The organism is Streptomyces sp. NPDC104581 (genome assembly GCF_055583685.1).
Genome location: NZ_JBVJNN010000001.1, coordinates 286,075 through 311,669 on the forward strand (window position 1 = coordinate 286,075; position 25,595 = coordinate 311,669).

At 70.4% G+C, this 25,595-nt stretch carries 16 protein-coding genes; 1 reads left to right on the forward strand and 15 read right to left on the reverse strand.

The window, feature by feature from the left end:
- Positions 1 to 24 precede the first annotated feature (24 nt).
- From ACZ61E_RS01230 to ACZ61E_RS01255, 6 genes are all read right to left on the reverse strand, one after another.
- Positions 25 to 10,815: an amino acid adenylation domain-containing protein gene (locus tag ACZ61E_RS01230; protein WP_469696518.1), complete on the reverse strand. Its 10,791-nt coding sequence runs from the start codon at positions 10,813 to 10,815 to the stop codon at positions 25 to 27.
- Entirely contained in the window at positions 10,754 to 12,130 is a 1,377-nt protein-coding gene (locus ACZ61E_RS01235; protein ID WP_469696520.1) for an MFS transporter, read from the reverse strand. Before ACZ61E_RS01235 ends, ACZ61E_RS01230 begins: the two co-directional genes overlap by 62 nt.
- Before the next feature lie 64 nt (positions 12,131 to 12,194).
- Complete coding sequence (locus tag ACZ61E_RS01240) at positions 12,195 to 13,208, reverse strand: beta-ketoacyl-ACP synthase 3 (protein ID WP_469696521.1); 1,014 nt, start codon at positions 13,206 to 13,208, stop codon at positions 12,195 to 12,197.
- 57 nt (positions 13,209 to 13,265) lie between these two features.
- On the reverse strand, positions 13,266 to 13,949 hold the full coding sequence (locus tag ACZ61E_RS01245) for a nucleoside/nucleotide kinase family protein (RefSeq protein WP_469696522.1): 684 nt from the start codon (positions 13,947 to 13,949) through the stop codon (positions 13,266 to 13,268).
- Positions 13,946 to 14,686, reverse strand: a complete 741-nt coding sequence (locus ACZ61E_RS01250; protein WP_469696523.1) for a dTMP kinase — start codon at positions 14,684 to 14,686, stop codon at positions 13,946 to 13,948. The genes ACZ61E_RS01245 and ACZ61E_RS01250 overlap by 4 nt, the downstream gene beginning before the upstream one ends.
- Positions 14,687 to 14,782: 96 nt before the next feature.
- Positions 14,783 to 15,610 carry a hypothetical protein gene (locus tag ACZ61E_RS01255; RefSeq protein WP_469696525.1) on the reverse strand — a complete coding sequence of 276 codons (828 nt, stop codon included), beginning with the start codon at positions 15,608 to 15,610 and terminating at the stop codon, positions 14,783 to 14,785.
- 173 nt (positions 15,611 to 15,783) lie between these two features.
- On the opposite strand from ACZ61E_RS01255, the gene ACZ61E_RS01260 reads away from it, so the two are divergent.
- Positions 15,784 to 16,740 (forward strand): phosphotransferase enzyme family protein, encoded by a 957-nt coding sequence (locus ACZ61E_RS01260; RefSeq protein ID WP_469696527.1) that lies wholly within the window; start codon positions 15,784 to 15,786, stop codon positions 16,738 to 16,740.
- Between the two features lie 122 nt (positions 16,741 to 16,862).
- Here ACZ61E_RS01260 and ACZ61E_RS01265 read toward each other — a convergent pair whose 3' ends face one another.
- The 9 genes from ACZ61E_RS01265 to ACZ61E_RS01305 form a co-directional block, all read right to left on the reverse strand.
- Positions 16,863 to 17,228, reverse strand: coding sequence for a thioesterase family protein (locus tag ACZ61E_RS01265; RefSeq protein WP_469696528.1), 366 nt, complete (start codon positions 17,226 to 17,228; stop codon positions 16,863 to 16,865).
- 115 nt (positions 17,229 to 17,343) lie between these two features.
- Positions 17,344 to 18,672, reverse strand: coding sequence for a preATP grasp domain-containing protein (locus ACZ61E_RS01270; protein WP_469696530.1), 1,329 nt, complete (start codon positions 18,670 to 18,672; stop codon positions 17,344 to 17,346).
- Positions 18,673 to 18,683: 11 nt separating this feature from the next.
- Positions 18,684 to 19,940, reverse strand: a complete 1,257-nt coding sequence (locus ACZ61E_RS01275; protein WP_469696532.1) for an aminotransferase class III-fold pyridoxal phosphate-dependent enzyme — start codon at positions 19,938 to 19,940, stop codon at positions 18,684 to 18,686.
- Complete coding sequence (locus ACZ61E_RS01280) at positions 19,940 to 21,133, reverse strand: acyl-CoA dehydrogenase family protein (protein WP_469696533.1); 1,194 nt, start codon at positions 21,131 to 21,133, stop codon at positions 19,940 to 19,942. Before ACZ61E_RS01280 ends, ACZ61E_RS01275 begins: the two co-directional genes overlap by 1 nt.
- A complete protein-coding gene (locus ACZ61E_RS01285) occupies positions 21,130 to 22,185 on the reverse strand; it encodes a 3-oxoacyl-ACP synthase III family protein (protein ID WP_469696534.1) in 1,056 nt (351 codons plus the stop codon). Before ACZ61E_RS01285 ends, ACZ61E_RS01280 begins: the two co-directional genes overlap by 4 nt.
- Positions 22,185 to 23,117, reverse strand: a complete 933-nt coding sequence (locus ACZ61E_RS01290; protein ID WP_469696536.1) for an ATP-grasp domain-containing protein — start codon at positions 23,115 to 23,117, stop codon at positions 22,185 to 22,187. The genes ACZ61E_RS01285 and ACZ61E_RS01290 overlap by 1 nt, the downstream gene beginning before the upstream one ends.
- A gap of 268 nt (positions 23,118 to 23,385) precedes the next feature.
- The gene (gene folE / locus ACZ61E_RS01295; RefSeq protein WP_469696537.1) at positions 23,386 to 23,958 is read right to left on the reverse strand and encodes a GTP cyclohydrolase I; all 573 of its coding nucleotides are present in this window, start codon (positions 23,956 to 23,958) and stop codon (positions 23,386 to 23,388) included.
- Complete coding sequence (locus tag ACZ61E_RS01300; protein WP_469696538.1) at positions 23,959 to 24,711, reverse strand: 7-carboxy-7-deazaguanine synthase QueE; 753 nt, start codon at positions 24,709 to 24,711, stop codon at positions 23,959 to 23,961.
- Complete coding sequence (locus ACZ61E_RS01305; RefSeq protein WP_469696540.1) at positions 24,708 to 25,259, reverse strand: 6-pyruvoyl trahydropterin synthase family protein; 552 nt, start codon at positions 25,257 to 25,259, stop codon at positions 24,708 to 24,710. The genes ACZ61E_RS01300 and ACZ61E_RS01305 overlap by 4 nt, the downstream gene beginning before the upstream one ends.
- Positions 25,260 to 25,595: the final 336 nt, after the last annotated feature.

Consider the following 25,595-nt stretch of genomic DNA (forward strand, 5'->3'; position numbering starts at 1 on the left):
GGTCCGGCTGTGAACAGAATGAGTTCACGAGCGCAGACTCTCCAGTGGACCCCCGGGATTCTCTGCCGCCTTTCGCAGGACCTCCGTGAAGGATCGCGCCCAGCTTTCGATGGTCGTAGGGGTGAACAGGTCCGTGGAGTACTCGAAAGTGACGGTCGTGCACGTCTCCCCCGGGGACACGACGGCGTAGAGCTCGTTCCGTGCCACCCCGGACATGGGCAGGTCTCGCATCGAGGCCGACACCGGCCCCAGGCCGAGGCTGGGTGGCGGGGTGGTGACCACGGTGAACAGCACGGTGGGGAACAGCGCGTCCCCGGTCTCGGGTGCGACCAGTTCGACGACGTCCGTCAGCGGCAGATCCTGGTGGTCCAGCGCGGTGAAGAGGGTCTTGCCCAGCCGTGTCACGAGGTCGGCGAAGGTCCGCGCCTCGCCGGTCCGGGCGCGCAGCAGGACCGCGTCGCCCAGCAGCCCGACCACATCGGCACGCTCGCGTCCCGTACGGTTCGCGCTCGACGCGGCCAGCACCACGTCGCCGGACGTACCGCACAGTCCGGCCAGCCAGGTGGCGAACGCGGAGGCCAGCACGGCGTACGGGGTCGTGCCCAGCCGGGTGGCCGTGTCCTCGACCTCACGCAACACGTCACCGTCGATGGTCCAGGTGTGCAGCGCGCCCCGGCCCGACAGTGTCACGGGTCGCGGCTGGTCGCAGGGCAGGGCGGGGCGCAGGGTCACGTCGTCGAGTTCGGCGCGCCAGAAGCGTTCGAGTTCCGCCCTGCGCCCCTCCCCCACTCCGTGCTCGGCCCGCGCGAAATCGGTGAACTGCGTGACGACCGGTGGAAGTTGGGCTGCCGTTCCGGCACTGCGCGCGTTGTACAACTCCTGGAGCTCACGCCAGACGATCCCCATGGACCAGCCGTCGACGATCGCGTGGTGGAACACGGTCACGAACACCCAGCGGTCCGGGCCGAGTCGGGCGAGGCGGAATCGGAACAGGGGTGCGCGGTCCATGGCGAACGCGCCGGACACCTGCTCCTGGCACCACCGCTGCACGGACGCGGTGTCCTGCGCGTGTGCCGAGAGATCGGTGACCGGCAGGTCCACGGGGACGTCCGCCAGCACCTCGACCGCGTACTCGCCCACGCCCTCGTCGCCATCAGGGCGCTGTACGGCTCTGCTGCGCAGGGCGTGATGCCGGCCCACCAGTTCCTCCAGGGCACCGACCAGGGTGCGGGGGTCCAGTTCGCCGTGCAGGTCGATGCGGTGGGCGACGTTGTACACACTCGGGTCGGAGTGATCGTGGTGGCGCCGCCACAGCCGGCGCAGCGTGGACGGCATCGGCGCGGTGTCCACCACCCGGTCCGAGGGTGCCGCCGGGTCGCGGCGGGTGGTGATGGCGCGGATGGTGGGGTCGAGGAAGAAGTCGGCCATGGTGAGGTCGATGTCGAGGCGCTCCCGCATCCGGTTGAGCAGCCGGATCGCGCCGAGGGAGTGACCGCCCAGCTGGAAGAAGGAACGGGTCACCGGTATCCGCCGGGCGCCGAGTTCCTCGCACCACAGGTCGTGCAGGGCTTTCTCCAGCGGGGAGGCCGGTCCGGCCTCCGTCCCGCCGGAGTCGGCGCCCGGAGTGGGGCCGGGCAGGGCGTCGCGGTCCAGCTTGCCGGAGGCGTTGACCGGGAGCCGTTGCAGCAGCGTCCAGTGGCGGGGCACCAGATGGGCGGGAAGTCCGGCCGAGAGGGCGGCGCGCAGCTCGCGCACATCGGCGGCCCGGTCGGCGGGGACGACGTAGGCGATGAGCTCCAGGTCGCCGTGGCGGTCGCGGTGGGGCACGACGGCCGCGTCCCGGACGCCGGGGAGGGCGGTCAACGCCGCCTGGATCTCGCCGGGTTCCACCCGGTGGCCACGGATCTTGATCTGGTCGTCGGTGCGGCCGTGGTACTGGAGTGTGCCGTCCGCGCGCCAGCGGCCGAGGTCGCCCGTCCGGTACAGCGGAGCTTCCGGCCCCTGGTCGAGGAAGGCCGCCGCGGTCTCGTCGGGCCGGGCGTGGTAGCCGTGGGCGACCGGCACACCGGCTATGTGGATCTCGCCGACGGCGCCCACCGGCACCTCCCGCCCGGCGCCGTCCAGCAGCCGGATCCGCGCTCCGGGCACCGGCGTGCCGATCGGCGGCCACTCCTCGCCGGCGGGGTCGACGCGGTGGGAGGTGACGACGACCGACGTCTCCGTGGGCCCGTACTGGTTGTACAGGGCGCACCGGGGGTGGGCGGCGAGGAAGCGGCGGAACGCACCGGTGAGTTGCAGGGCCTCGCCGGCCGAGAACAGCTCGCGCAGCGACGGCAGTTCGGGACCCGTCCCGATGAGGTACTTCAGCGGGGTGCAGGGCATGAACAGCCGCTCCACCTCGTGCCGGCGCACGGCCTCGGCCAGGGCCGCGGGGTCGTGCCGCACCTCGTCGTCGATCAGGACGAGCGCCGCTCCGGCGGCCAGCGTGGTGAAGATCTCCTGCACGCTGACGTCGAACGCGGGCGAGGTCCACTGGAGGGTACGCAGCGCGGGATGCGATGCGAGATGTCCGCGGACGAGGTTCGCCGGACCGCGGTGGGGTACGACGACGCCCTTGGGGCCGCCGGTCGAGCCGGAGGTGTAGACGCAGTAGGCCGGGTCCCCGGGTCCGGCCACGTGGTCCTCCAGTGGTTCGGCCGGGAACGTGTCGTCGATCTCGTCGGCCCGCTGCACGGGCACCGGCGCCGCGAGCCGTGGGTGCCGCGCGAGGACGGTGTCGTCGGTCAGCAGCAGGACGGGTGCTCCGTCGTCGAGCAGTGCGGCGATCCGGCGGGTGGGCAGTGACGGGTCGAGCGGCAGACAGGCGGCCCCGCTCTTGAGTACGGCCAGCAGGGCGGTGATCAGCCGCGGGCCGCGGGGCAGCAGTACTGCCACACGCTCCGCAGGTACCGCGCCCCGGGCGCGCAGCCGCCGGGCCATCCGGTTGGCGCTGTCCTCCAACTCCGCGTAGGTGAGGCGTTGTTCGTCGCTGATCAGCGCGACGGCGTCCGGGGTCCGCCGTACCTGCTGCTCGAACAGACCGTGCAAGGTGTGCGCGGCGGCGGGCCGCGGCTCGTCCAGGTGTCCCAGCTGGGCCAGGGCGGCACGGTCGGTGTCCGTGACCGCGGTCAGCTCGGCGAGCGGCGCGCCGGGAGCGTCCAGGGCGCGGCGCAGCGTCTGCTCCACGTACTCCACGAGACGGCGTACGGTGCCCTCGTCGAAGAGGGCGGTGTCGTACTCGACCATGAACCGCACGCCGTCGCGGTGGTGGGTCAGATAGACGCTGAGGTCGAACGGGGCGCGGTCGCTCGGCGTGTCGAGCAGGGTGGCCGTCAGCCGCGGCGGGTCGAAATCCACCTCGCCCTCGTTCTCGTACTCCACCATCACCTGGAACAGCGGGTTGCGGCCCGGGTCACGGCGTGGGTTCAGCGCACCCACGAGCTCGTCGAACGGGACGGCGCGGTGTTCGTACGCCGCCGTGCTGCCGTCGCGTACGCGCGTGAGCAGCGTCGGGAAGTCCGGGTCGCCGGTGAGGTCGAGGCGCAACGGCACGGTGTCGAGGAAGAGGCCGACGTACTGCCCCGCGTCGGTGGGGCGAGCCGCGACGGCGGTGCCGAGCAGCACGTCCTGCTGTCCCGCGAACCGGCCGAGCGTCGCGCCGATGGCGCTGGTCAGGGTCATGAAGAGGGTGGCACGGTGCGCGGCGGCGAACGTACGCAGTCTGCCGACGAGTTCGGCGTCCAGGGCGTGGGTGAGGCTCGCGCCGGCTCCGGACCGGACGGGCGGGCGGGGCCGGTCGGTGGGCAGGTCGAGGTCGGGGGCGTCGGCCAGTTCGGCACGCCAGAAGTCCAGGGAGGCCGACAGGGCGGCGGAGTCCGGCGGTGCGACGGGGGGCGGGCCGGGCAGAGGCGGCAGCCCGGGGCCGCCAGCGCACCGGGCCCGGTAGCAGGCGGCGAGGTCCCGGACCAGCACCACCGTGGAGGAGGAGTCGAAGACGATGTGATGCGCCATCAGGAAGAGCAGGTGCCGCTCACCCGACAGGCGCAGCAGCCGTGCGCCGACCAGCGGTCCGGCGCCCGGGTCGAGGGTCCGGTGTTCCTCGGAGGCCAGTGCGGCGCGCAGCGCCTCCCGCTCCGTCGCCCCGGTGTGGTCGTCCAGCGGGCAGTCGAGCCGTATCCGGTCCTGTATCTCCTGGTAAGGCACTCCGTCGCGGTCGCCGAACACCGTGCGCAGCGCGGGCTGCCGGTCGGCGACCTGTTGCAGCGCGCCGCGCAGCGCGGCGACGTCCAGCGGGCCGTCGAGGCGGATCGCCTTGGGCTCGTGGTACATGCGCGTCCCGGGATGCAGCCGCTCCAGGAACCAGATGCGGCGCTGCGCGGGTGTGAGCGGCACGGGCCGTGGCAGGACCGCGACCGGGTCCGCCGTCCGGGGCTGCTCGCGGCGGCGGAGCCGGTCGAGCAGGGGCAGGGCCGCGAGAACCTTGTCCTTCGGCACGCCGAAGTCCACGAAGCAGGCGATCTCGTCCGCACCGGCCTCCGTCAGAAGGCGCACCGTCTCGGCGGCGGTGTGCTCGTCGCCGATCAGGGCCCGCGACTCGCAGTAGCGCTCGTAGGCGCGCCCGAGCAGGAACTCCACGTCGTCCTCGGGAGTGTTGTCCAGGTCGACGTCGACGCCGAGGCTGTTCGTCACCTGGTTGAAGAGCGAGAGCGAGGAACGCAGGTAGGAGATGAACGGCCGGAACGCCTCGGAGCGCGCGCGCTCCGCGTCCTCGCCGAGGTAGCTGTGCACCAGCACCACCACACGGCCCGCCGCCGGGTCGAGGCCGTGCTCGGCTCGGGTGCGCCGGTACAGCGCGATGTTCTCGGCCAGCCGCTCCACGGTCTGCGTCATCAGGTTGGTGACCACGCCCAGGCCCTCGGCGGCGGCCCGGCGGTAGCTGTCCGGATTGCCCACCACGGCCACGTAGACGGGCAGTCGCTCCTGTACGGGCCGGGGGTACAGCCGTACGTCCACGGGCTTGCCGTCGCCCGCCGTCGTCGTCACCGGCCGGCCGGACCAGAGCTGCCGTACGGTCGCCAGGTGCTCGAACATCACCTCCCGGTTCCGCCCGAAGTTCTCCGGGGCGAGGGCGAAGTCGGTGGCGTGCCAGCCACTCGCGACGCACAGCCCGGCCCTGCCGTGGGAGATGTTGTCGACGACGGACCACTCCTCCGCCACCCGGACGGGATGGTGCAGCGGGAGGACGACGGAACCCGCGTGCAGCCGAATGCGGCTCGTCCTGGCCGCGAGGGCGGCGGCGAGCACGGACGGGTTCGGGAAGAGCGCGCCGAAGGAGTTGAAGTGGCGCTCCGGGAACCAGAGGGCGTGGAACCCGTGCCGGTCGGCGAAGTCCGAAGCCTCCATGATCAGGGCGTACTTGTCGTCGTCCGTGTCCTGCGGATAGTCGCCGAAGAAATAGAGGCTGAAGTCGCAGCCCGTGGAAGGGGCGGGTGCGGTCTCGGGGGCGGTGGGCGCCTGTTCGGGGCGCGGGGTCCGGGTCGTTGTCGGGGCCTGGATCGGTGCCTGGGCACGGGGCACCGGTGCCGGGGCGGCGGACGGCGGCGTCCCGTTGACGGACGTCAGCGCGTCGATCTGACGGTTCATCAACTCGTGCACCTGATTGCCGACCTGCTCCGCCAGTTGCAGCTGCCGGCTGAAGAGAGCCTGGAGTTCCGGGGACGCCGCCGGCGCATCGGACTCCGTGGGCACCGGGTGCGCCACGGACGCCGCGGCGACCGGCACTCCGGGGGTCCCGTTCGCGTCGCCCCGCAGCTCCGCCAGGCGTTCCGCCAGCCTGCGCGGGGTGTCGGCCAAGTCGAAGAGCTCCCGGACCGGGACACGCACCCCGTATCGCTCCGCCATCTCGGTCGTCATGCCCATCAGCGAGAGCGAGTCGGCGCCCAGATCGAAGAACGAGCTGTCGGGCGTGACCTCGGCAGGCGGCCTGCCCAGCTTGTCCGCCGTCAACCGCCGGACGGAATCGAGCAGTTCGTCCGCCGCGGCACCGGGAGCCGTCGGAGCGGCCGACGGCTCGGGCGTCCGCACGGCAGGAACGGCCCGGAATGCCACCCGATTCTGTCGCAGGGGGTGCCCCGGCAGCGGCACCCGGCCTCCGCCGTGAGTGAGCGCGCGCCAGTCGAGATCGGCTCCCCTGCGGTACAGCGAGCCGAGCGCGGTGAGCAGCCCATGCGCCTGCTGCGCCGCCTCGTCGGCCTCTCCCTGTCCGCTCAGCCAGCGGCTCGCCGGTACGCAGTGGCGGCCGAGGGCGGTGAGGGTGGCCCCGGCCCCGATCTCCACGAACTCCTCGCACCCCTGAGCGGCGGCGGTTTCCATGGCCAGGTCGAAGCGGACCGGCTGCCGCGCCTGACGGCACAGGTGGTCGGCGTCGACCGTCCAGCCGGCATGGCGGATCTCACCGTCCGCCGATGTCACCAGCGGAGTGCGGAGCGGGCTGTACGTCACTTTCTCGGCGTGGGCGCGAAACTCACGCAGCGCCGGTTCGATCGCCGTCGAGTGGAACGCCCGGTCGACGGCCAGCGTCCGCCACCGCAGCCCCGCCCGGTCGAGCAGACGGGCCGCCTCCTGAATGCTGTGCGGTGTACCGGAGAGCACCTGGGCGCGCGGGCCGTTGACGGCGGCCAGTTCCGCACCGGCGGTGTCGGCGATGCGCTCGGCGGCGTCCCGGTCTGCCCGGACGGCGAGCATGCCGCCCGGCGGGCAGGCCGTGTGCATCAGATGCCCGCGCCAAGCGGTGAGGACGAGCCCGTCCTCCAGCGTCAGCGCGCCGGCCGCGTAGAGCGCCGCGTACTCACCCACGCTGTGGCCCAGCAGCAGAGCGGGACGGACACCGGCGGCGCGCCACACGTCGGCGAGCGCCGCCTGGTGGGCGAACAGCGCGGCCTGGGCCGTCTCGGTCGGCCAGACGTCGTCCTCGGTCCCGGCCCCGTCCAGCAGGTGCGGCAGCAGCGTGCCGCCGAACTCGTCGGCGTAGATCTCCGCGCACCGCTCAAGCGTCTGCCGGGCGGCGGGAGCCATGGCGTACAGGCCGCTTGCCATGCCGCGCCGTGCGCTGCCCTGCCCGGGGAAGGCGAAGGCAACCGCTCCGAGCGGAGCGGGCGACGCGGGCTGTCGCTCGGTGAGCGCCCGGGCGAGTTCCCCGGCGTTCCGGCCCACGGCCACGGCGCGTGCCGTGTGGTGCGGTCTGCCGAGCGCCAGGGTGGCGGCCACATCGGCGGCCGCAGGCTCCGGCCGCTGCCGCAGCCGGTCCCGGAGCCTGCCGGTGAACTCGTCCAGGGCCTCGTCGTCGCGGGCCGACACCGGTACGAGTACGGGCAGTTCGGAGGGGGCTGCCGGAGTCACGGGCGGTGCCTCCTCCAACACCACGTGGGCGTTGGTGCCGCCGACACCGAGCGCGCTGACACCGGCCCGGCGCGGTACACCGTCCGGCACCGACCACGGCCGCAGCTCGGTGGCCAGTGTCAACGGACCACCTTCCAGGTGGAGTTCCGGGTTGGGGCGGTTCAGGTGCGGGGTCGGCACCAGGGTGCGGTGGCGCAGCATGAGGACCGTCTTGATCAGCCCGGCCATGCCGGCGCAACTGTCGAGATGCCCGATGTTCGACTTCACCGAGCCGACCGCGCAGAAGCCGGTGCGCCCGGTTCCCTCGTCCAGTGCCCGGCCGAGCGCCTCCAGTTCCACCGGATCCCCGATCCGGGTCCCGGTCCCGTGCGCCTCGACGTACGAGATCGACTCCCCCGGGACGGCTGCTCGGCGCAGTGCCTGCCGCACGACGTCGACCTGCCCCGCGACGCCCGGTGCGCTGAAGCCGATCTTCCCCGCGCCGTCGTTGTTGACCGCGGAGCCCAGGATCACCGCGTGAACGGTGTCCCCGTCGGCCAGCGCCCGGTCGAGCCGTTTGAGCAGAACGGCGGCGACACCGTTGCCGCCGACCGTGCCGTCCGCCTCCGAGTCGAACGGGCGGCAGCGCCCGGTGGGCGACAGGATCGACCCGGGGTGGCTGCGGTAACCGGTCTGCTGGGGCAGGTGCACGGCCGCGGCGCCCGCGAGCGCCAGGTCGGCCTCTCCCGTCAACAGGGCCTGCACCGCCAGGTGCACGGCGACCAGCGAGGTCGAGCAGGCCGTCTGCACACCGATGGCGGGGCCGGTGAGCCCGAGCCGGTAGGCGACGCGGGTGGCGAGGAAGTCCGGCCGGCTGCCGACGGCCGTCTGCATGCCGGTGACGGGATCGGTTCCGCCGTCCGGCCCGGACGGCGCTCCGGTCGCGGCCTGCTGCTGGTGGTCGTAGAGGTTCATGCCCGAACCCGCGAACACCCCGATCCTGGTGCCCGGTTCGGCCGCGGCGTACCCGCCCTCCTCCAGAGCCCGGTGGCAGCTCTCCAGGAACAGCCGGTGCGCCGGATGTGTCAGCTCGGTCTCCCTGGGGCTCATGCCGAAGAAGTCCGTGTCGAACTCCTCGACCCCGTCGAGGATTCCGGCGGCGGGCACCAGGTCCGGGGCGCGGCGCTGTTCCGGCGTGAGGCCCGTCGCGGCGAGTTCCTCCTCGCCGAAGACCTGCACGCTGTCCACGCCGTCGCGCAGGTTCGCCCAGAATCCCTCCGGCGAGTCCGCTCCCGGGAAGCGCAACGACATGCCGACGACCGCGACGCGCCGGTCGGTGGTGTCCGCCGGGGAGGTGTCGCCGTACGCACGCTCCTCGCGGGCGCGGTGCTCCTCCCGGCCGCCGGGGCGTTGCGCGTCCGTCCCGTCCCCGTGGGGTGCGCCGAGGACGGACAGGTGCGCCGCGAGCGCGGTGGCCGTCGGGTGCTCGAAGAACGCGGTCTGGGCGACCGGTGTCCCGAGCCGCTCCTCCAGCCGGGTCCGCAGGCGTACGAGAAGGACGGAGGTCAGGCCGAGCTCGTAGAACGGCCTGTCCCCGTCGACCGGGCGCCCCAGGACGGCGCCGAGTTCGTCGCGCACCGCCTTCGCCACGGCGCCGGCGTCCAGCCGCGTACGCGGTACGGCGCCCGTGTCGAAGCCGCCGCCCATCAGGTGGTCCCGGAGCTCGCCGCGGCGCACCTTCCCCGCGGGCGTCGTCGGGAACCCGTCCCGGGGAACGGGCAGGACATGGGCGGCGATGAGCCCGAGTCTCGTGAACAGCGCCGCTTTCACCTCGCCCGCGATCCGCGAGTCCTCCGCGGCGCCCCGGCTGACGAAGAACACGGCCAGTGACTCCGTGCCGCTGTTCTGGTCCGGTATGCCGCAGGCGGCCACTTCGCCCTGCCGGACTCCGTCGACGGCGGCGGCGGCCTCCTCCACCTCGTGGCAGTAGAAGTTGAGCCCGTTGAGGATGATCACGTCCTTGCGCCGGCCGGTGATCACGACCTGTCCGTGGTCGAGGAAGGCCAGGTCACCCGTGTCCAGCCAGTCCCGGCCGGTGGGGAAGGCTGCCGCGTCCGACTCCGGGTCGTTCACGTAGCCGGGTGTGAGGCGGGCGGGCGAGTGGACTTGCAGCCGTCCGATCCTGCCCTCGGGCACGACCTCGCCGAGGTCGTCCAGGACACGCAGGGTGACTCCGTGCGCCGGTGCTCCGGAGGCGACGAAGGTGACGCACTCGTTCTCCGGCGTTCCCTCGTCGGCGGGTACGACGTCGCCGCCGAGGCTGTTCTTGAGCAGCCGGTGCACCGTGCCCGGCCGGTCGAGCCGACCGTAGGTGACGGCCGTGACCGTCTCGGCCATCCCCCACACGGGAACGACGTGCTCCTCGCGGACCCCGTGCGGAGCCGTCCTGTCGAGGAAGCGCCGCAGCACCGGCAGCGAGATCCGCTCGCCGCCGCACACCAGGGTCTTCAGACCGTCGAGGTTCCAGCGCCTGTCGGGCCGCTCGTCCGGCGCGTCCGCGACGAGTCCGTAGGCGAACGTCGGCGCCCAGCTGTGCTGTGCCCGGTGCTCGTGGAGGAGATCGAGCCAGCGCAGCGGTTCGGCCAGGACCCAGTCGGTGCGTGCGTGCACGTTGGTGCAGCCGGTGAAGACGGCGAGCAGGTGGTACAGGAGGAACGCGCCGCTGTGGTCCACCGGCAGCCAGTTCACCATGGTGTCGTCCGGCCGCACGTCCAGGATCCGCCGGCTGCTCGCCGCGAGGTCCGCCAGACCCGCGTGGGTCAGGCGCGCGGCCTTGGGAACACCGGTACTGCCCGAGGACAGCATCAGCAGCGCGGTGTCGGACTCGGCCGGCTCCACGTGGTCCTCCGCGGGCAGCACGTCCGGACAGTCGCGGACGACATGGACGCGCAGCTCGGGTGCGCACCGCGCGAGCGAGGCCGCGCCGTCCGTGTCGCTGAGGACCAGAGGCCCGTCGAGCAACTGGACGGCGTGCACCAGGCGGGCAAGGGCGGGCGAGTCCGGAGCGGGGTGCTCCGCTATCGCCGCGGGTCGTGCTCCGCCGAGCACACAGGCCCAGAAGGCGGGGAAGAAGTCGGCCGGCGGCAGCCCGCACAGCACCACCGTGTCACCGGGGCGCAGCCCCTGTTCGCGCAGCCCGGTGAGCAACCGCCGCGCCGTGTCGAGCAGTTCGGGATACGACCGCGAGGTGGTCGTACCGTCCGCGCCGACGGTGACGAGGGATCCGCCGGAGGGGGACTGGGCGGCCCTCAGCAGCGCCTGCACGGCGTCGCGCGCGTCATCCTCGGTGCGGTCCGGCTCCGGCCCCGGGCTGACTGCCTGACCCCGTACGCGTCCCATGGGCGTCCCCTCTCTCGTCTTCCTTCGTGAATGGCTCTGGCTTGGTGGACGGCTCTGGCTTCGTGGACGGCTCTGGCCGGGCCTCGCCGGCCCCGCGGGCGACGCACCACAGCAGAACCAGCGCCCCGCAGAAGGCCGCACCGTGGAACGCGCCCACGACGGCCAGGGCGGGCAGCGCCTCCAGAGCCGCCGCAGCCAGCACCGTCCCCACCGCGAACCCTGATTGCTCCGTTGTCGCCGACAGTCCGAAGAGTCGGCTGCGCTGCCGGTCGGGGACCGCCTGAAGTCGCGAGATGTAGACGATCTCGGTCCAGCCGTCCGCGAAGCCCGCCGCCATGGCCACCACGACCAACGCGAGCGCGGGCAGACCCAGGAACGCTGTCACGAACGAGAGCGCCATCGCGCAGGTGCCGAGGGCGAACGCGCGCTCGCCCCATGCCCGTTCGCCCCGTCCCCGCCTCAGCACCAGGTGGGCGAGGACGGTCCCCACCGCCCACGCGGCCCAGAACCGGGTCATGACCACGGCGGGCTCCGCCGGGTGGGTCGCGTGCGCGACCACGGGCAGCGCGACGTTGTGCGAGGAGGACGCCAGGGCGTCGACCCCTCTGAGGAGGAGCATGCCGAGCAGGAGGGGCGGCAGTCCCGCCGCCACGCGCCACACGGGCACGCCGCGCTCACCGGGCGAGGACTCGCCATCCCCTCGGGCACCGGGGTCCGCCGGCGCGTGCCCCTCCCCGTCCGTCCACTCGTCGTCGGTGCGCGGTCTCAGGGCCAGCAGCGCCACGGCGGACACCAGGAAAGTGGCGCCGTTGACCGCGAACGCGACGGCGAAACCGCCGAACCCGATCACGGGGGCCGCCGAGGCGAACCCGAACACCGTGCCCAGGGAACGCGCCGTCACCAGCAGTCCGTTGGCCCGGGTACGGGCCTCCTCACCGACCATGACGGGGATCGCACTGCGCAGGGAGACGGTGAAGAACGTGTTCCCCGCACCCAGGACGGTGACCGCGACCGCGAGCAGCCACAGAGGTGTGCGCGGGGCATGGAGCGCCATGACGGCCATGACCGCGCCCTGGGCGACGTCGGCTTGGATCATCACGGCCCGTCGGGTGACGCGCGCCGACAGCGCCCCGGCGGCGAGACCGGCCACGAAGCCGGCGAAGAGCCGCAGGGCCATCACAGCACCGACACCGAACGCCGTGCCCGTGACCTCGTAGGAGAAAAGGCTCAGCGCGATCAGGTTGAGGTAATTGCCGTAAGTGGATACGGCATAGGCGGACGCGAGCGCGTGAAATCGTCCGTCCACACCCCCCATTGCGCCCTCTCACGGTAGAAACAGAATTGACTCACCGGTCACGGACCGGGTTGCTCGTAAGAGCTCAGGGAACGGTGACGACCTGCGCCGAGTAACCGAGCCCGGAGCCGAATCCGGCCAGCACCGCCAGATCTCCGGACCGGACTTCTCCGGCGGCACACAACGCCTCCAGCGCCATCGGAATCGACGCCGCGGACGTGTTGCCGTCCTCACGAATACTGCGCGCCACGACGACGGACGCCGGCAGACTGAGCTGATTCGCGATGCTGTCTATGATCCGTACGTTCGCCTGATGCGGTATCAGGGCATTGATGTCGGCGGGCTCCAGACCCGCGGCGTCCAGCGCCTCACGGATGACATCCGCGAGTGCGCCGGTCGCCCATCGGAACACCTCCGTCCCGGCCATCTCCAGATAGGGCCAACGGACTTCGTTCGATGTCTTCAGGGCCGAGAAGGAGCCGCTCTGCTCGATCGCGTGCAGATGTGTGGTGTCGCTGCCCCAGACGACGGGACCGATGCCCGGCCGCTCCGAGGGTCCGACCACGACGGCGCCGGCGCCGTCGCCGAACAGGAACGCCGTGGACCGGTCCGTGATGTCGACGATGTCGCTCATCCGCTCCGCGCCGGCGACGACCACGTACCGGGCGTCGCCCGATGCGACGAGACCGCCGGCCACCGCCAGGGCCTGGGAGAACCCCGCGCAGGCGCCTCCGATGTCGAAGGCCGCCGCTCCGGTCGCCTCCAGTTCCGCCACGCATGCGGCGGCGGCCGGCGGTGCCTGGTGCAGATAGGACATCGTCGCGAGAATGACGCACGAGACGTCCTTCGGCGTGAGGCCGGCGGCACTGAGCGCCTTGCTCGCGGACCAGGCCGCCATCTCGGGGATGCTCTCGGCGTCGGCGAACCGGCGCGAGACGATGCCCGACCTGGTCCGGATCCACGTGTCGTCGGATTCGATGTACCTGCTGATCTCCTCGTTGCCCACGACACGGTTCGGCCGATAGGCGCCGATTCCCAGGATGCGGGCGGACCGCAGTCCGCGGCCGTGGGTCTGCGCCGAAATGACTCCGTCACTCATCGGTTCTTCACACTCCCAAGAACGGTCCGCACCGGCGGAATGCAGTCGACGTCGGCCTCACGACAGCTCGCCCCGCCTCGGCCGCAGCATCTCCCGCAGGAGAGGTCCGACACTTTCGAAGTCGTTGGGTGCGCTCGTGTCCACGACCGAGTAGAGATTCTTCTCGGCCAATTCCCGGAAGCGCCGTACCTCGACGGCCTTGTCGCGCCGCGTCTGCGGGTGCACGACCGAGTCGGCGCGCGCCAGCACACGGTCGAAAAGGAGATCGCTCGGCGCGTCGAAGATCAGCCCGAGGTCCGGCCGGTGAAGTCGCCGCAGCGGCTCCGAGAACATCTCGTCGCAGTTGAAGACCAGCGGAGTGAGCGCGTATCGCTCACAGATCACGAGGTGGCCCCGCCGGAGAGCGGGTTCGATGATCGCCCGCTGCCGGACCAGACGATCGCCGACCGCCATCAGCTTCAGGCCGACGTCGTCGATGAGGCTCCGATCGAATCCAAGGGACTCGTTGCTCCATGCCCGCCAGAGGTCATAGGCGCGCAGGTGCTCTCCCGGCATCAGCACGTGCGTGCACGGGATTTCGTCACCCATGGCCGCCATGAGCCACGAGGCGAAATAGGACTTCCCGGATCCGTCCGACCCTTCGATGGCGAGAAGGCGGCCGGGGAATCCGTGGGGAGGGGCGTCCAGTACGACGGGAGTCCAGTCCTCGCGTCGGTCGTCGCGTCGTTCGTCGTGACTCATCCTCGCTCCCCGGCGCTGACGACTGTGCGGGGACCGCGCGCCTCGGAGGGCAGCGCGCCGATGGCGGCGAGACGATCCATCACAACCCCCATGGAATGCGCGAGGCCGATATCCGTTCGAACCAGTACGCCGTCGTTCGACACCGCGAATTCACGAAAGAGCTTCGCTCTTATCGACATGGCTGCCAGATCGACAGAATCCGCTTCCGCTCCCCCGCGGTCCCGCAGCCGGTCAGCGGCAACCTCCACCGGAGCGTCGGTGAAAAGGTAGCAGTCCGGCTGGGGAAAATGCCCCGCGCAGTCCCAGACGGAACGGCGCTCATGATCCGAGTGCGGTGTCAGCAAGAACTCCACCAGTGTCGTGAACAGATATCGGTCGACAATCACCGTGTGTCCGGCCCGGAGATGGCCGATCACCTGATTCCGCATCGTGAGCAGGCGATCTCCCATCAGGACGAGCGTCAGCCCGAACGGGTCGACGACACCGCGGTCCAGACTCCCCTGGCGGTCCCTGTCGAACTCCCGGAAAAGGGCCGTCTCCTTGAGCTTCCGGGACGGGAACTTGAAGCGCCGCACCACGATCGAGCGGCGCTTCGACTCCGCCGCGATACGCCGGATCAACGTCGTCTTGCCGCTCGCGTCGATTCCTGACACGGCAATGAGCTTCCCGGGCCAGGGATGACGTCGCATATGGATACGGAAATCCAGATCACCGTAACCAGTTTCAGGATGATTCATCCAGTGTCCTTCTCCACCCGCCGACCGCCGGGCACGGGCTGTCCCCCCACCCGGCGCAGTCGAACACTTCCGGTCCCGCCTCGCCGTCCGCACGGCTCAGGGAATGTCCACCTCGATCGCCGTGGTCCGCGTGAAGGTCAGCACCGCCATGTCCTTGACGAAGGTGGTCCCGTGGGGATCGAGGAGCTCCCGCACGTCGTCGGCGCGGGTCCGCGCCGCCTCCGTCGGGGCGGCGTGGGGGTTCCGCCCCAGCCGGACGCCGTGCGCGAGGTTGTGCGGATAGCCGAGGACCAGCGCGGCACCCTCGTACTCCTCGGGCGCGAACGTGATGTCGTGGTCGCGGCCCCGTAGTTCGCCGGTGGGAAGGCCGGAGAAGTGAGCGCCGAACTCCGCCCCCTCGATGTTCTGCGTTCTCACCGTGGGATAGAAGATCACACTGCCCACCGGCTCCTGAGGGGAAGCGATGTCGCGGTGGAGAAATCCTTCGTAGACCTGCCCGGCGCGGGCGGTCACCCGGTAGAGGAACAGCGTCACGATCACGCGTTGCTCGTCGAACTCGGCCGGGATCGCCAGTTGGGCGGCGAGGCGCACGACGCCGTCGAGGTGTGCGAACGCCGGCACCTCGGTCACATCGGGGAGTTCGAGTCCCGGTTCCCCACGGGGCTCGAACTTGGTCTCGGAGAACGAGAACGACGACTTGACCGCGCCGGCGACCAGCGGCGGAGTCTCGCCGCGCCCCAGAGAAGCGCGCTGATAGTTGTCCCAGCCCCGAAGTCGCGTGGCCACGTCTTCGGTAGGTGAATCTCTCAGACGGTCGGTGATCCCCGAGAACACCTGTTGGAGATGGCCGATCGAGGAACTGACCGATTCCTCACTCACCAACCGTGCCATCGGCTCCGGCCGCTCCTTGTCGGGCTCAGCCATTGCAAACTCCTTCGAAGTAGTTTTGCAGCGGTATCGGGAGAGGTACTGTAAACACGCGAATCTCACCTGTTACCGAAGCAGGAAATCGACATGGTAAGCGCGGGGAGCATTGCAGCATGACATCGATTCGACGTCCAATTCGGCCGCCCTACGACGGCGCACCATTCCCGACCGTGACTCCGGTTCAGTCATCGGCGGTCATCGACCGGTACCAGCTCGACATTGATCCGCGGAAGACGAAGCGGCTCAATTCGTCGGGCAATGTGCATTCGGTGTACCGGCTCGGCGACAACTATATCCTCAAGATACCGCGAGACCATCCGCGAGCGATCGGAGAAACACTCACCGCCTCGGTGGCGGTGCCGGCCGCCACTTCGGCCGGTGTCCGGACCGGATCACTCGTCGCGTTCGACGACAGCCTGGAGATATTCAGCGTCCCGTTCTCGGTTTTCGAGTACGTGCGCGGCGAGTCGGTGACCCCGTCCTCGCGAGTCCTGCCGTCCGACGCCGCAGTCTGGCACGGTGTGGGGAGCGAACTCGCGACACTGCACCACACCGTGGGTCACGTGGACGATCCGAAGGGGTGGCTCGAGGAGTGGGCGCGCCCGCTCGACCACACCGCGATCCTGACGGGGCTCGTCGATGCCGGCGTCGTGGCCACGCACCTGGCGGAGTGGTTCGACGAATTGCTGAGCGCCCTGAAACCCGCTGTCAGCGGCGCGAACCGGTACCGGCGGTTCGTACACGGCGACCTCAAGCCGGCAAACATCCTCCAGTTCGACGACCGGCTCCGCGCGTTCATCGACTGGGATGACGCGGGGTGGTTCGATCCCGCGATCGACTTCGCGCAGATACCTCTGCACCTGGTCGACGTCGCTCTCGCCGGCTACCGGTCCGTCGCCCCGCTGGACGGCGACGACACCGCCGAGCAGCGGATCCTGTGGGACCACGTGATGACCGCGCTGACGGAGCTCTGGCGGCTCCGTATCGACATGGCCAAGATCTACCACCCCTGCCCCGGCGACGGGCTCGTCGAGGTGCTCGCCCTCGCCGTCGACGGCACCTCGTCCCTGCTGGAGTACTTCCCGGCCCGCCGGGGCCGCCTGTCCCCGCAGGCGGCACTGGGCTGACCGTGATCCGCCGCCGGGACCCGCACCTCGGCCGCCCGTCGGCGACGGCTTTCGCCGGTCCACGAGCGGCCGAGGTGGGAAGTGCGTCCGGGAAACGCGTCCGGGAAGTACGGGGAGGGATCTCAGGCGGATACGCGGGCGCGGAACCGGTCGGCGTCGACCACGGCGCGCCGGTGAACACCCTCGCAGAGCACACTGCCGTCAACACTCCTGACGGCGAAGTCGAATCGGGGCTGCGAGCCGGATTCGGCGGCGGTCGCCTCGATGACGACGACCTGGCCGACCCGGGCGGGGGCACGGTGGTTCATGACGACCTGCACACCGACCGTCATCTCACCGGGTGCCAGCCGCGGCTCCAGCAGATCAGCACAGAGACGCTCCACATGGCCGAGGATGGCCGGTGTCGAAAGCACCTCGACACCGGGGTTCCCCCAGCGCGAGGCGGAGTCCTCCGGACTGACGGTTATACGGCGTTCATTGCTGGTCATGGATGTTTCTCCCGGCATGTAGAGACTCCCTCACGACCGCTGATCACGGTGGGCAGAGGGAGTCATGAACATTCTCTCGGCGTCCGCCCGGCTCTCCGCCGGACTCCGGACGCCGTCAGCGTGACGTCGGCAGCAGGCGGAGCCGCCGCTCGTACTCGTCGGCCGTGGCGACATCGGCCCCCACGGCGCAGTACTCGACCGCCCCGGACTGGGCGGTGTGGTCGCAGGTGAGGATGACGCCCTCACCGTGTTCGGGGTCGAACGCCAGGCCCGCCCGCTCCAGCGCCTCCAGGGCGCCGGAGAAGGAATCAACCTTCAGATCGTTGTTGCTGACGAGGTAGCGGCGTCGCAGGTAGTCGTCGCCGAAGAGCGTCCGCCCGATCCGGTGGAGATGGGTGGAGCCGCCGAGGCGGCCGTTGAACTCGTTGAGGACGACGGTTTCGCCTCCGCCGGCCGCCAGTCCGTCGATGTTGATGAGCCCCCGATAGCCCATCGCCTGCACGACGTCCGCCAGTTCGAGCGCGTACCGCGAGAACTCGGCGACGCACTCCTCGGAGATCGAACTCGGCGGTATCAGGAGTCCGTCGAAGACCGGCGTCATCCGCATCTCCGCGGTGTGGCGCATGACCGGGGACTCGCCGTCCACGCTCACCTCGCACCCCAACGAGACCGCGTTCTCCAGGTAGTGCTCGATGACGACGGGATCGCGACCGTTCGAGCTGAAGCGCGGCCACTGCTCGCCCAGTCGCTCCTCGACGGCGTGGCGGTCCGCCACGACGGTGAGCACGGAGGCTCCGAGCTGAGCGGTGTCCGCCGACGGCGTGAGGATCTCATTGCCGTGACCGCCTTGGTGCGCATCCTGTTTGACGATCACGGACCGCCCCGCCTCGATGAGCGAGGCGACGAAGTCGGTGGCGTCACCGACCGACCGGGTCACCAGGCCGTCGGCGACGGGGACCCCGGCTCCTCCGCAGAGTGCCCGAAACACCGCCTTCCGGTTGAGCAGCTCGACACCGCCGGCCTCACAGAACGCGACGTTGCGGTCGTGCGCCCCGATTCCGGTGTCGCGGGCGAGCGACGCGACCGTCTCGTCGTAGCAGTAGGGGACGATGCGATCGAGTCCCCGGACAGCGGCCGTCGCCCGCAACTCGTCGGTGAACCGGCCCTCCCGAAGCCGGTCGGCCGTCAGCACGTCCTCACCGAAGCGGCCCGGCGGCGGAACGACGATGTCCGACGATGTGACGGGCACACCTGTCAACCGCGAGGCGTAGCCGAGGAAATCGTCGCCGATGGGTTGCGGGCTGACGAGGAGGTCGTCGGGTCCCATCAACCAGACCAGCCGGCAGGACAGGTTGCCGCCGATCCGGCGCTCCAGCGGGTCGAACCGGCCGAGGTCGCCGACGAGTGTCTCGTTGAACGAGTTCCCGACGTACAGGGTTGTCATCGTCACCGTCCTCAGACGTGCTCTGCCGCGAACGAATGGGACACCGCGCGAGTGAAACGCGCGATCAGCATCTCGACCTCGCGGTCACGGATCGTCAGTGGCGGGCACACCATCACCGACTGCGTACGCGCGTCGACGCCAGAGGGATACACCAGAAGCCCGTTCCGCAGTGCGGCGTCGACGATGCGGCGGTTCAGCGGCGCGGTCGCGAACTCGACCGGGTCCTGCTCGATCCCCAGGCCGAGGAGCAGACCCCGGCCACGTGGCGGCTGGAGGAAGGGGACGGACTCGGCTATCAGTTGCAGCTCTCCGCGCAGGTAGCCGCCCACCTCCCGCGCCCGCGCGACGAGCCGGTGCTCGCTCGTGTAGGTGAGTACGGCGAGCGCCGCCGCGGCGGCCAGCGGATTGCCGCTCATCGTGTGCCCCATCGACACCTCCGCCGCCGAGGCACCGGCCAGCACGCGTTCCCCCACGACGCAGGCGCCGATCGGAAGGTAGCCGCCGCTGAGGCCCTTCCCGGTGACCATGAGGTCGGGCCCGATCCCGGACTCCGTCACACCGAACCACGCACCGGTCCGGCCGAATCCGGTCATGACCTCGTCCGCGATCAGCAGCGCGCCGACGCGGTCGCAGAAGTCACGGAGTCCCCGGAGCGTCCGGGCATCCGTCTCCGCCGCTCCGCTGGCCGCGCCTCCGACCGGTTCGAGGACCACGGCGGCCACGCGCGCGGGATCCATCCGTTCGAGGACGAGCAACCAGTCCTCCAGTGAGGGGAGGATGTCGGCGTCGCGCGAGGACGACACCTGCTCCAGCCCGGCCGCCCCGCCGAGCAGGGCTTCGAGGTTGCGGCGCCGAGGCGGATGTCCGGACACCGCGAGCGCACCGACGGTCATGCCGTGATAGCTCGGCCGCTGCGAGACGATGATGTCCCGCCCGGTCCCGGCCTGGTGGTGCATGACGAGCCGGAGCGCGGTCTCCATCGCCTCCGAGCCGGAGTTGGTGTAGACGACTTCCCGGTATCCGGGGCCGGCGATCGCCAGCACCATGGCGGTCAGGTCCTCGACGGGCTGATTGCGGAACTGGCTGCGATGGGCGAACGTCACGCGCCGGGACTGCGCCGCGATCGCCTCGACCACGTCGGGCACGCCGTGACCGATGTTCACGCAGATCGTGCCCGAGCACCCGTCGACGTATTCCCAGCCGTCGGTGTCGACGACCATGACACCGTTCGCCCGGTCCACCATCGGAAGTGCGGATGCTCCCGTCATCACGTCCCCGACTCCTTCGGACCCCGGTCGAACTCTCGGGACCGGTAGGCGCGCCGGACGTGGTTGAAGATGTTCTTCTTCTGCATCTCGTCCGTCCCGGCGGCGATCTTGAAGGCCACCGAGTCGCGCAGGTTGCGTTCCACCGCGCTGCCGGCTTCGTAGCCCGAGTGACCGAACGCCTGGACCAGGTCGAGACCCGAGCCGACGAGACCCGTCGACGCCAGCAGCTTCGTCACCGAGGCACTGAGGCTGTATCCGTCGTGCCGACCGTTCAGCAGGTCGAACGACCGGTAGGCGAGCGCACGGGACCCTTCGACGGCCATGGCGAGCGACACGACCTTCTCCTGCATGTACTGGTGCTCGCTCAGCGGTACGCCGAACGCGTGCCTCGTCTCCAGCTGCCGGATCAGCGGCGCGAGCTGTGCCTCCAGCGAGCTCCCGACGATGATCCCGAAGAGGATCCTGTCGTACGCCAACGTGTCGTAGAGGCGTGTCAGACCTTCACCGACGCCGCCGATCACCGCGTCGGCGTCGACGCGCACGTCGCGGAACGTGATCGGCCCGGTGGGACTCGTCCGGAGCCCCAGGAGATCCTCACCGGCTCCGGTCTCGACCCCGTCGACGCTGGTGCGCGTCACGAACAGGCTGAGCTCGAAGGCCCCCGGCTCGGTGTCGGTGCGGGCCGCGAGCATGACGACGTCCGCGACGGGCGCGTTGGTGATGTGCGCCTTGCCGCCGTTCAGGACGAAGCCCCCGCCGGGTGCGGGGACCGCCCGGGTCGAGAGCCCTCGGACGTCGGACCCGCCGGACTCCTCGGTGGACCCCGTGGACGCGATGTCGCCGGATGTCAGGCCCGGCAGCCACTTGTCCTGCTGCTCCGCGGTGCCGGCCGTCACCAGCAGCCGGATGAGGCCGCTCTGGGACGCGACGGACATGAGGAAGCCGAGGTCACGCGCACCGAGCGCCAGGCCCTCCATCGCCGCCGGCCAGTCCCAGGCGTCCTCGGCGAGGCCCCCGATCTCAGCCGGGACCTGTAGTCGCCAGAAGTCGGTGGCCGCCAGCTCCTTCCAGATCCCCCGGTCGAAGGATCCGTCCCGATCGCGGGCCTCGGTCCCGACCGCCACCAGATCGGCGGCGATCTGGTGGAACCGCTCGCGGATCTCCAACTGACGCTTGTTCCAAGTCAGGTTCACGGTTCCTCCACCCTGGCACCCGGGTTCGACCATCTGATCAGGGTGCCTCCCCACGACATTCCGGCACCGAAGGCGGCGAGCAGTACCAAAGACCCCTGTCGCAGCCGGCCGTCCTTGACCGCCACGTCGATACCGAGTGGCACCGACGCTCCGACGGTGTTGCCGAACACCTCTCCGGTACTCACATTCCGGTCCCCGGCGAAGCCCGCTTCCTCGGCGCACCGCGCCACGAGTCTGGGGTTCGCCTGGTGACAGATCAGGTAGTCGACGTCCGCCACGGTGACGCCCGCCATCTGCGTCACGGTGTTCGCCAACTTCGGCAGTTCCTGCTGCAACAACTCGGCGATGTCCCGGCCGCGCATCTTGAAGAGGTGGCCGGCGCCGTCGGGGGCCAGATCCGGCAGCGGAGGTGAGAAGCCGCCCACGGCGTAGTCGCCCAGCGCGCCGTTCGTGGCGAGCTTCGTCGCCATGAACCCGCCCTCCTCGACCGGGCCGAGCACCACGGCCCCGGCCCCGTCTCCGAAGAGCGGCCAGGTCTGACGGTCGAGCGGGTCCGTCATCCGCGACCAGACGTCACAGCCGACGACCAGAACGAACGGCCGCTCGGCATCCACCCCGACCAGCGGCCGGGCGACCTCCAGCGCGAAGACGAACCCCGCACACGCCGCGTTGAGGTCGAACGCGAAGGCGTGCGTCGCGCCGAGGCGGTCCTGGACCCGGGCGGCGACCGCCGGGACCGGCGGGTCGGAGCTGACGGTGGCCACGATGACGGTCCGGACTTCGTCGGGGCTGACACCGGCGGCGCGCAGGGCCTCCTGTCCGGCGCCGACGGCCAGATCGGTGAGCGATGTGCCGGCGGGGGCACGACGCCGTTCCCGGACCCCCGTCGCACGCTGCGTCCAGCCGGGTCTGGCATCGAGTGCCCGATCCATCTCGTCGCAGGTCACGACGGTGCTCGGCAGACACGAGCCGGTGCCGATGATCCCGGTCGACAAGCCCGCGGCAGCGGGGCCCGCGCGGCCCTCCGACCGACTGCTGGCCTCGTCGTTCATCAGCTCCACCGCCCTGCCGGCCGCGCACCGATGCTGCCCCGGGCGTTGAACCGCGCCTCCGCGAGCTCCACGAGCCGGAGGTTGGGGACCCGTGCCATCTCCGGGGTCCACGCGGCCCAGCCCGGCACCGGGTTCACCTCGATCACGGTCAGCTCGGAACCGCTCATGACGATGTCGACGCCGGCCGTCGTCAGCTCCGTCGCCTTCACCGCTTGCAGGGCCAGGGACGCGAGCTCGTACGACGGCTCGATGAAGTCGGAGCTGACCGGATCGTCGGCGGGGTCACCGGAGAAGGGCTTCCAGTCGTCGCCGTCGGTGTCGAACCGCGAACTGGTGGAGACCTCCGACCCGATGACGAGCACTCGGAAGTCGCCCTTGTGGGCCAGGTAGGGCTGGCACAGCAGCGTGCCGTGGCGTTCGAGGAGTGTCCCGGTCAGCTCCAGCGCCGAGGCGGTCGGACCTTCGAGGAGGCGCTCGACGTCGAGCCCCCGGTAGCCCAGAGCCGGCTTGACCACCACCTGGCCCCACTGTTCGAGCGCGGCGCGCACGTCGGCGGTGTCATGACACTCCCTGGTCGGGGGGACGGGGATGCCGTGCAGCGTGAGCTGCTGGAGCATGGCTCGCTTGCTCGCCGCTCTGATGTGCGCCTGTAGCGGATCGAGGACGATCACGCCCGGTTCGCCGTTGAGCAGGAGAAGCTGCTGGATCTTCTCCGTCCAGGGCGGCGTGCTGAGATCGCACCGGCAGAGTACGACGTCGAACTCCGAAAGGGGGGTCCCCCGGACGGTCGCCACCGCGCCCGCGGGACCGGAATCACAGCGTATGTCGTCGAGTTCGAACACCGTCGCGCTGTGCCCGCGCTCCCTGGCGATGTCCGCCACTCCGAGCGCTTCCGGCTCCGCTCGCTCCCAGGCGAGGATCCCGAGTCTCACGGCGCCCACCAGAGCGCGGGCACGTTGGTGACAGTGGTCATCAATGTTCTCCATTCGCAGATGACTTACGCCGATCGCAGCAGCTTCTGACGGCCGCTCGGCAGAGGTGTTGGCTCTCGACACCCGCGGGTACAGGGCGGTCGACGATGACGGACGTCCGGCTCCGGATCTCGTCCGTGCAACTGGGGATTCTCCTCAGTTGCACAACTCGGCCGAACGGACCGGCCGGGAACGGGGGATTGGGGGATTCCCGAATGCCCTTGAGTGCTCAGACACTCCGGGCCGTGTGCTCCGCGAGAATCGCCTGAAGATCGGCGTGCCCCGGCTGCCACTCGCCGCCCGCCGCCTGCGTCGTGGTCAGCACTCCGTGTTCCAGGACCCCCCGGGTGCTGATGCAGCCGTGCCCCGCCGTGATGACGCACGCGGCGCCGACCGGGTCGAGCTTCTGGCATATCGCCTCCACCACCTGGTAGCCGATGCGCTCCTGCACCTGGAGTCGCCGCGCGTACCCGTGGAGTACGCGGGCGAGCTTGGACAGGCCGACGATGGGTGATCCCGGTCGCGGGCGGTAGGCGACCGTCGCGGTGCCGGTGATCGGCAGCAGATGGTGCGCGCATGTGGAGGTCAGGCGGATCCCGCTGAGCACGACGAGGCCGGGCTCCGACGGCCCGGTGAACGTCACGTCGAGGTGCGTGACCGGATCGACGTCGTATCCGGCGAGGCACTCGGCCCATGCCTCGGCGACGCGCCGGGGCGTGTCGTCCGTATGCGAATCGCGCTCCGCACCGAGCGCGAGCAGGAGGTCGGAAACACTCGACGCGACCTTGTCAATGTCAATCATTCAGTGACCTCTACAATCCTGCCAGGCGAGAACATGCAGCCGGTGGGTGGCGTTGATGCCGGCGTGGGCGGCCGCCTCCGCGATCGCGTGCCAGCGGCCGTTCAGCTCTTGCGCGCTCGTCCCCTCCGGCATGACCCAGACTTGGCCGAGGGGCCAGCCGGTCGTACGAGCGATTCCGACGGCGCCCGAGACGTCGTCGACCGAAGCGCACACCACCTTCAGGTGCGCGTTGCCGGATTCCGCGACCTCGACCCACGCCGTACGCAGTGCCGGATCGATGTTGCCGCGATGAACACCCGCGTTCGCGAGCTTCGGTGACACCACGAATGCCTGGACGGAGCTTCGAGTGGTGACGTTCGGTGCGATCGTTCCGTTGGTCTCGACGTGCAGCGTGCAGCCGCGCTCTCGCAGCCCGGTGCACAGTGCGCGCCAGGCGGGCCGGTTCTGGTGCAGCAGCGGCTCTCCACCGGTGATGACGACCAGCGACGACGACGGAATCCGGTCGACAACCTCCTCCACCGGTGTCATCGGGATCTCGCGCCGCAGGTCGTAGCGCTGCGCGTCCCAGGTGTACGCCGAGTCGCACCAGGAACACGAGAGATTGCAGCCGCCGAGCCGGACGAACCACGCGTTGCGGCCGGCGTACGGGCCTTCGCCCTGGATGGTCGGTCCGAACACCTCGGAGACCGGCAGTGCCGGCATACCGCCGTCACCGAGCGCGGGCGGATCCTGTTCGGCCTCGTCCGTCCTCACCGTGAGACCTCTGCGGCGTTGACATGGGTCTCACGCACCACGACCCGGGACACGCGCACACCCGGCCACTCCCGCGACCGGATGCATCCGGCCGTGACCCGGGTGAGAAGCTCGGCGACGTTCTCAACCGTCGGCCAGTCGAGGCCGATCGAGGGGTACGAGTCGCCGAAGACGAACACCTTGGAGTCCGCCGCCTTCAACGCCGGCACCAGTTCGTCCTCGCGGCCCAGCATGGTCCCGTGATCGAGATTGCCGTCGATCCACTCCCGCAGACAGCGCTTCAGGTCGTGGAAATCCACGACGATGCCGTCGGGTCCGGCGTCGCCGGCGACGGTTGCCTCCACCCACCAGGAGTGACCATGGAGATTCCGGCATTTTCCGCCCAGTCGCGGCAGCCGATGCGCGGTTTCGAAGTTGTGCCTCACGGTGACCGCGGTAGTCGCCGCGGCCGGTGGGAATTCACTGTGGCCGGTCTCTTGCCCGTCCTCGCCCCATGTCGCGCCGTGTGCGATTTCATCGGTTCTTCCAGCCATCAAGCTCTCCTCCATTTCGCACCGGGCCTCGTGCGGTCCAGGCGGGTTTGATCGCACGGTCAACCAGTCGAGCTTGAGCGACAATTCATTGCGACGACCACACCGAGTGTCAACACTTCATGGACGACCGGGGTGGGCGCTCCCGAGGTCTTGGCCCGTCCGACTCGCTGTTCAACTGCCGATAATCCTCAGTCGAACGGACGTCTCCGGGGAATCGGATTCGGTCCGCGCTTCGCACACGTGCGCGCGACGAGTAGTCGCCGTATTGTCGCGGGGAGATCGCGTCGGGCCACCGTGCGGGAATGACTCGCCGTACGGGCCACAGCCGGGCTGCGCCCCTTCATCGCAGAG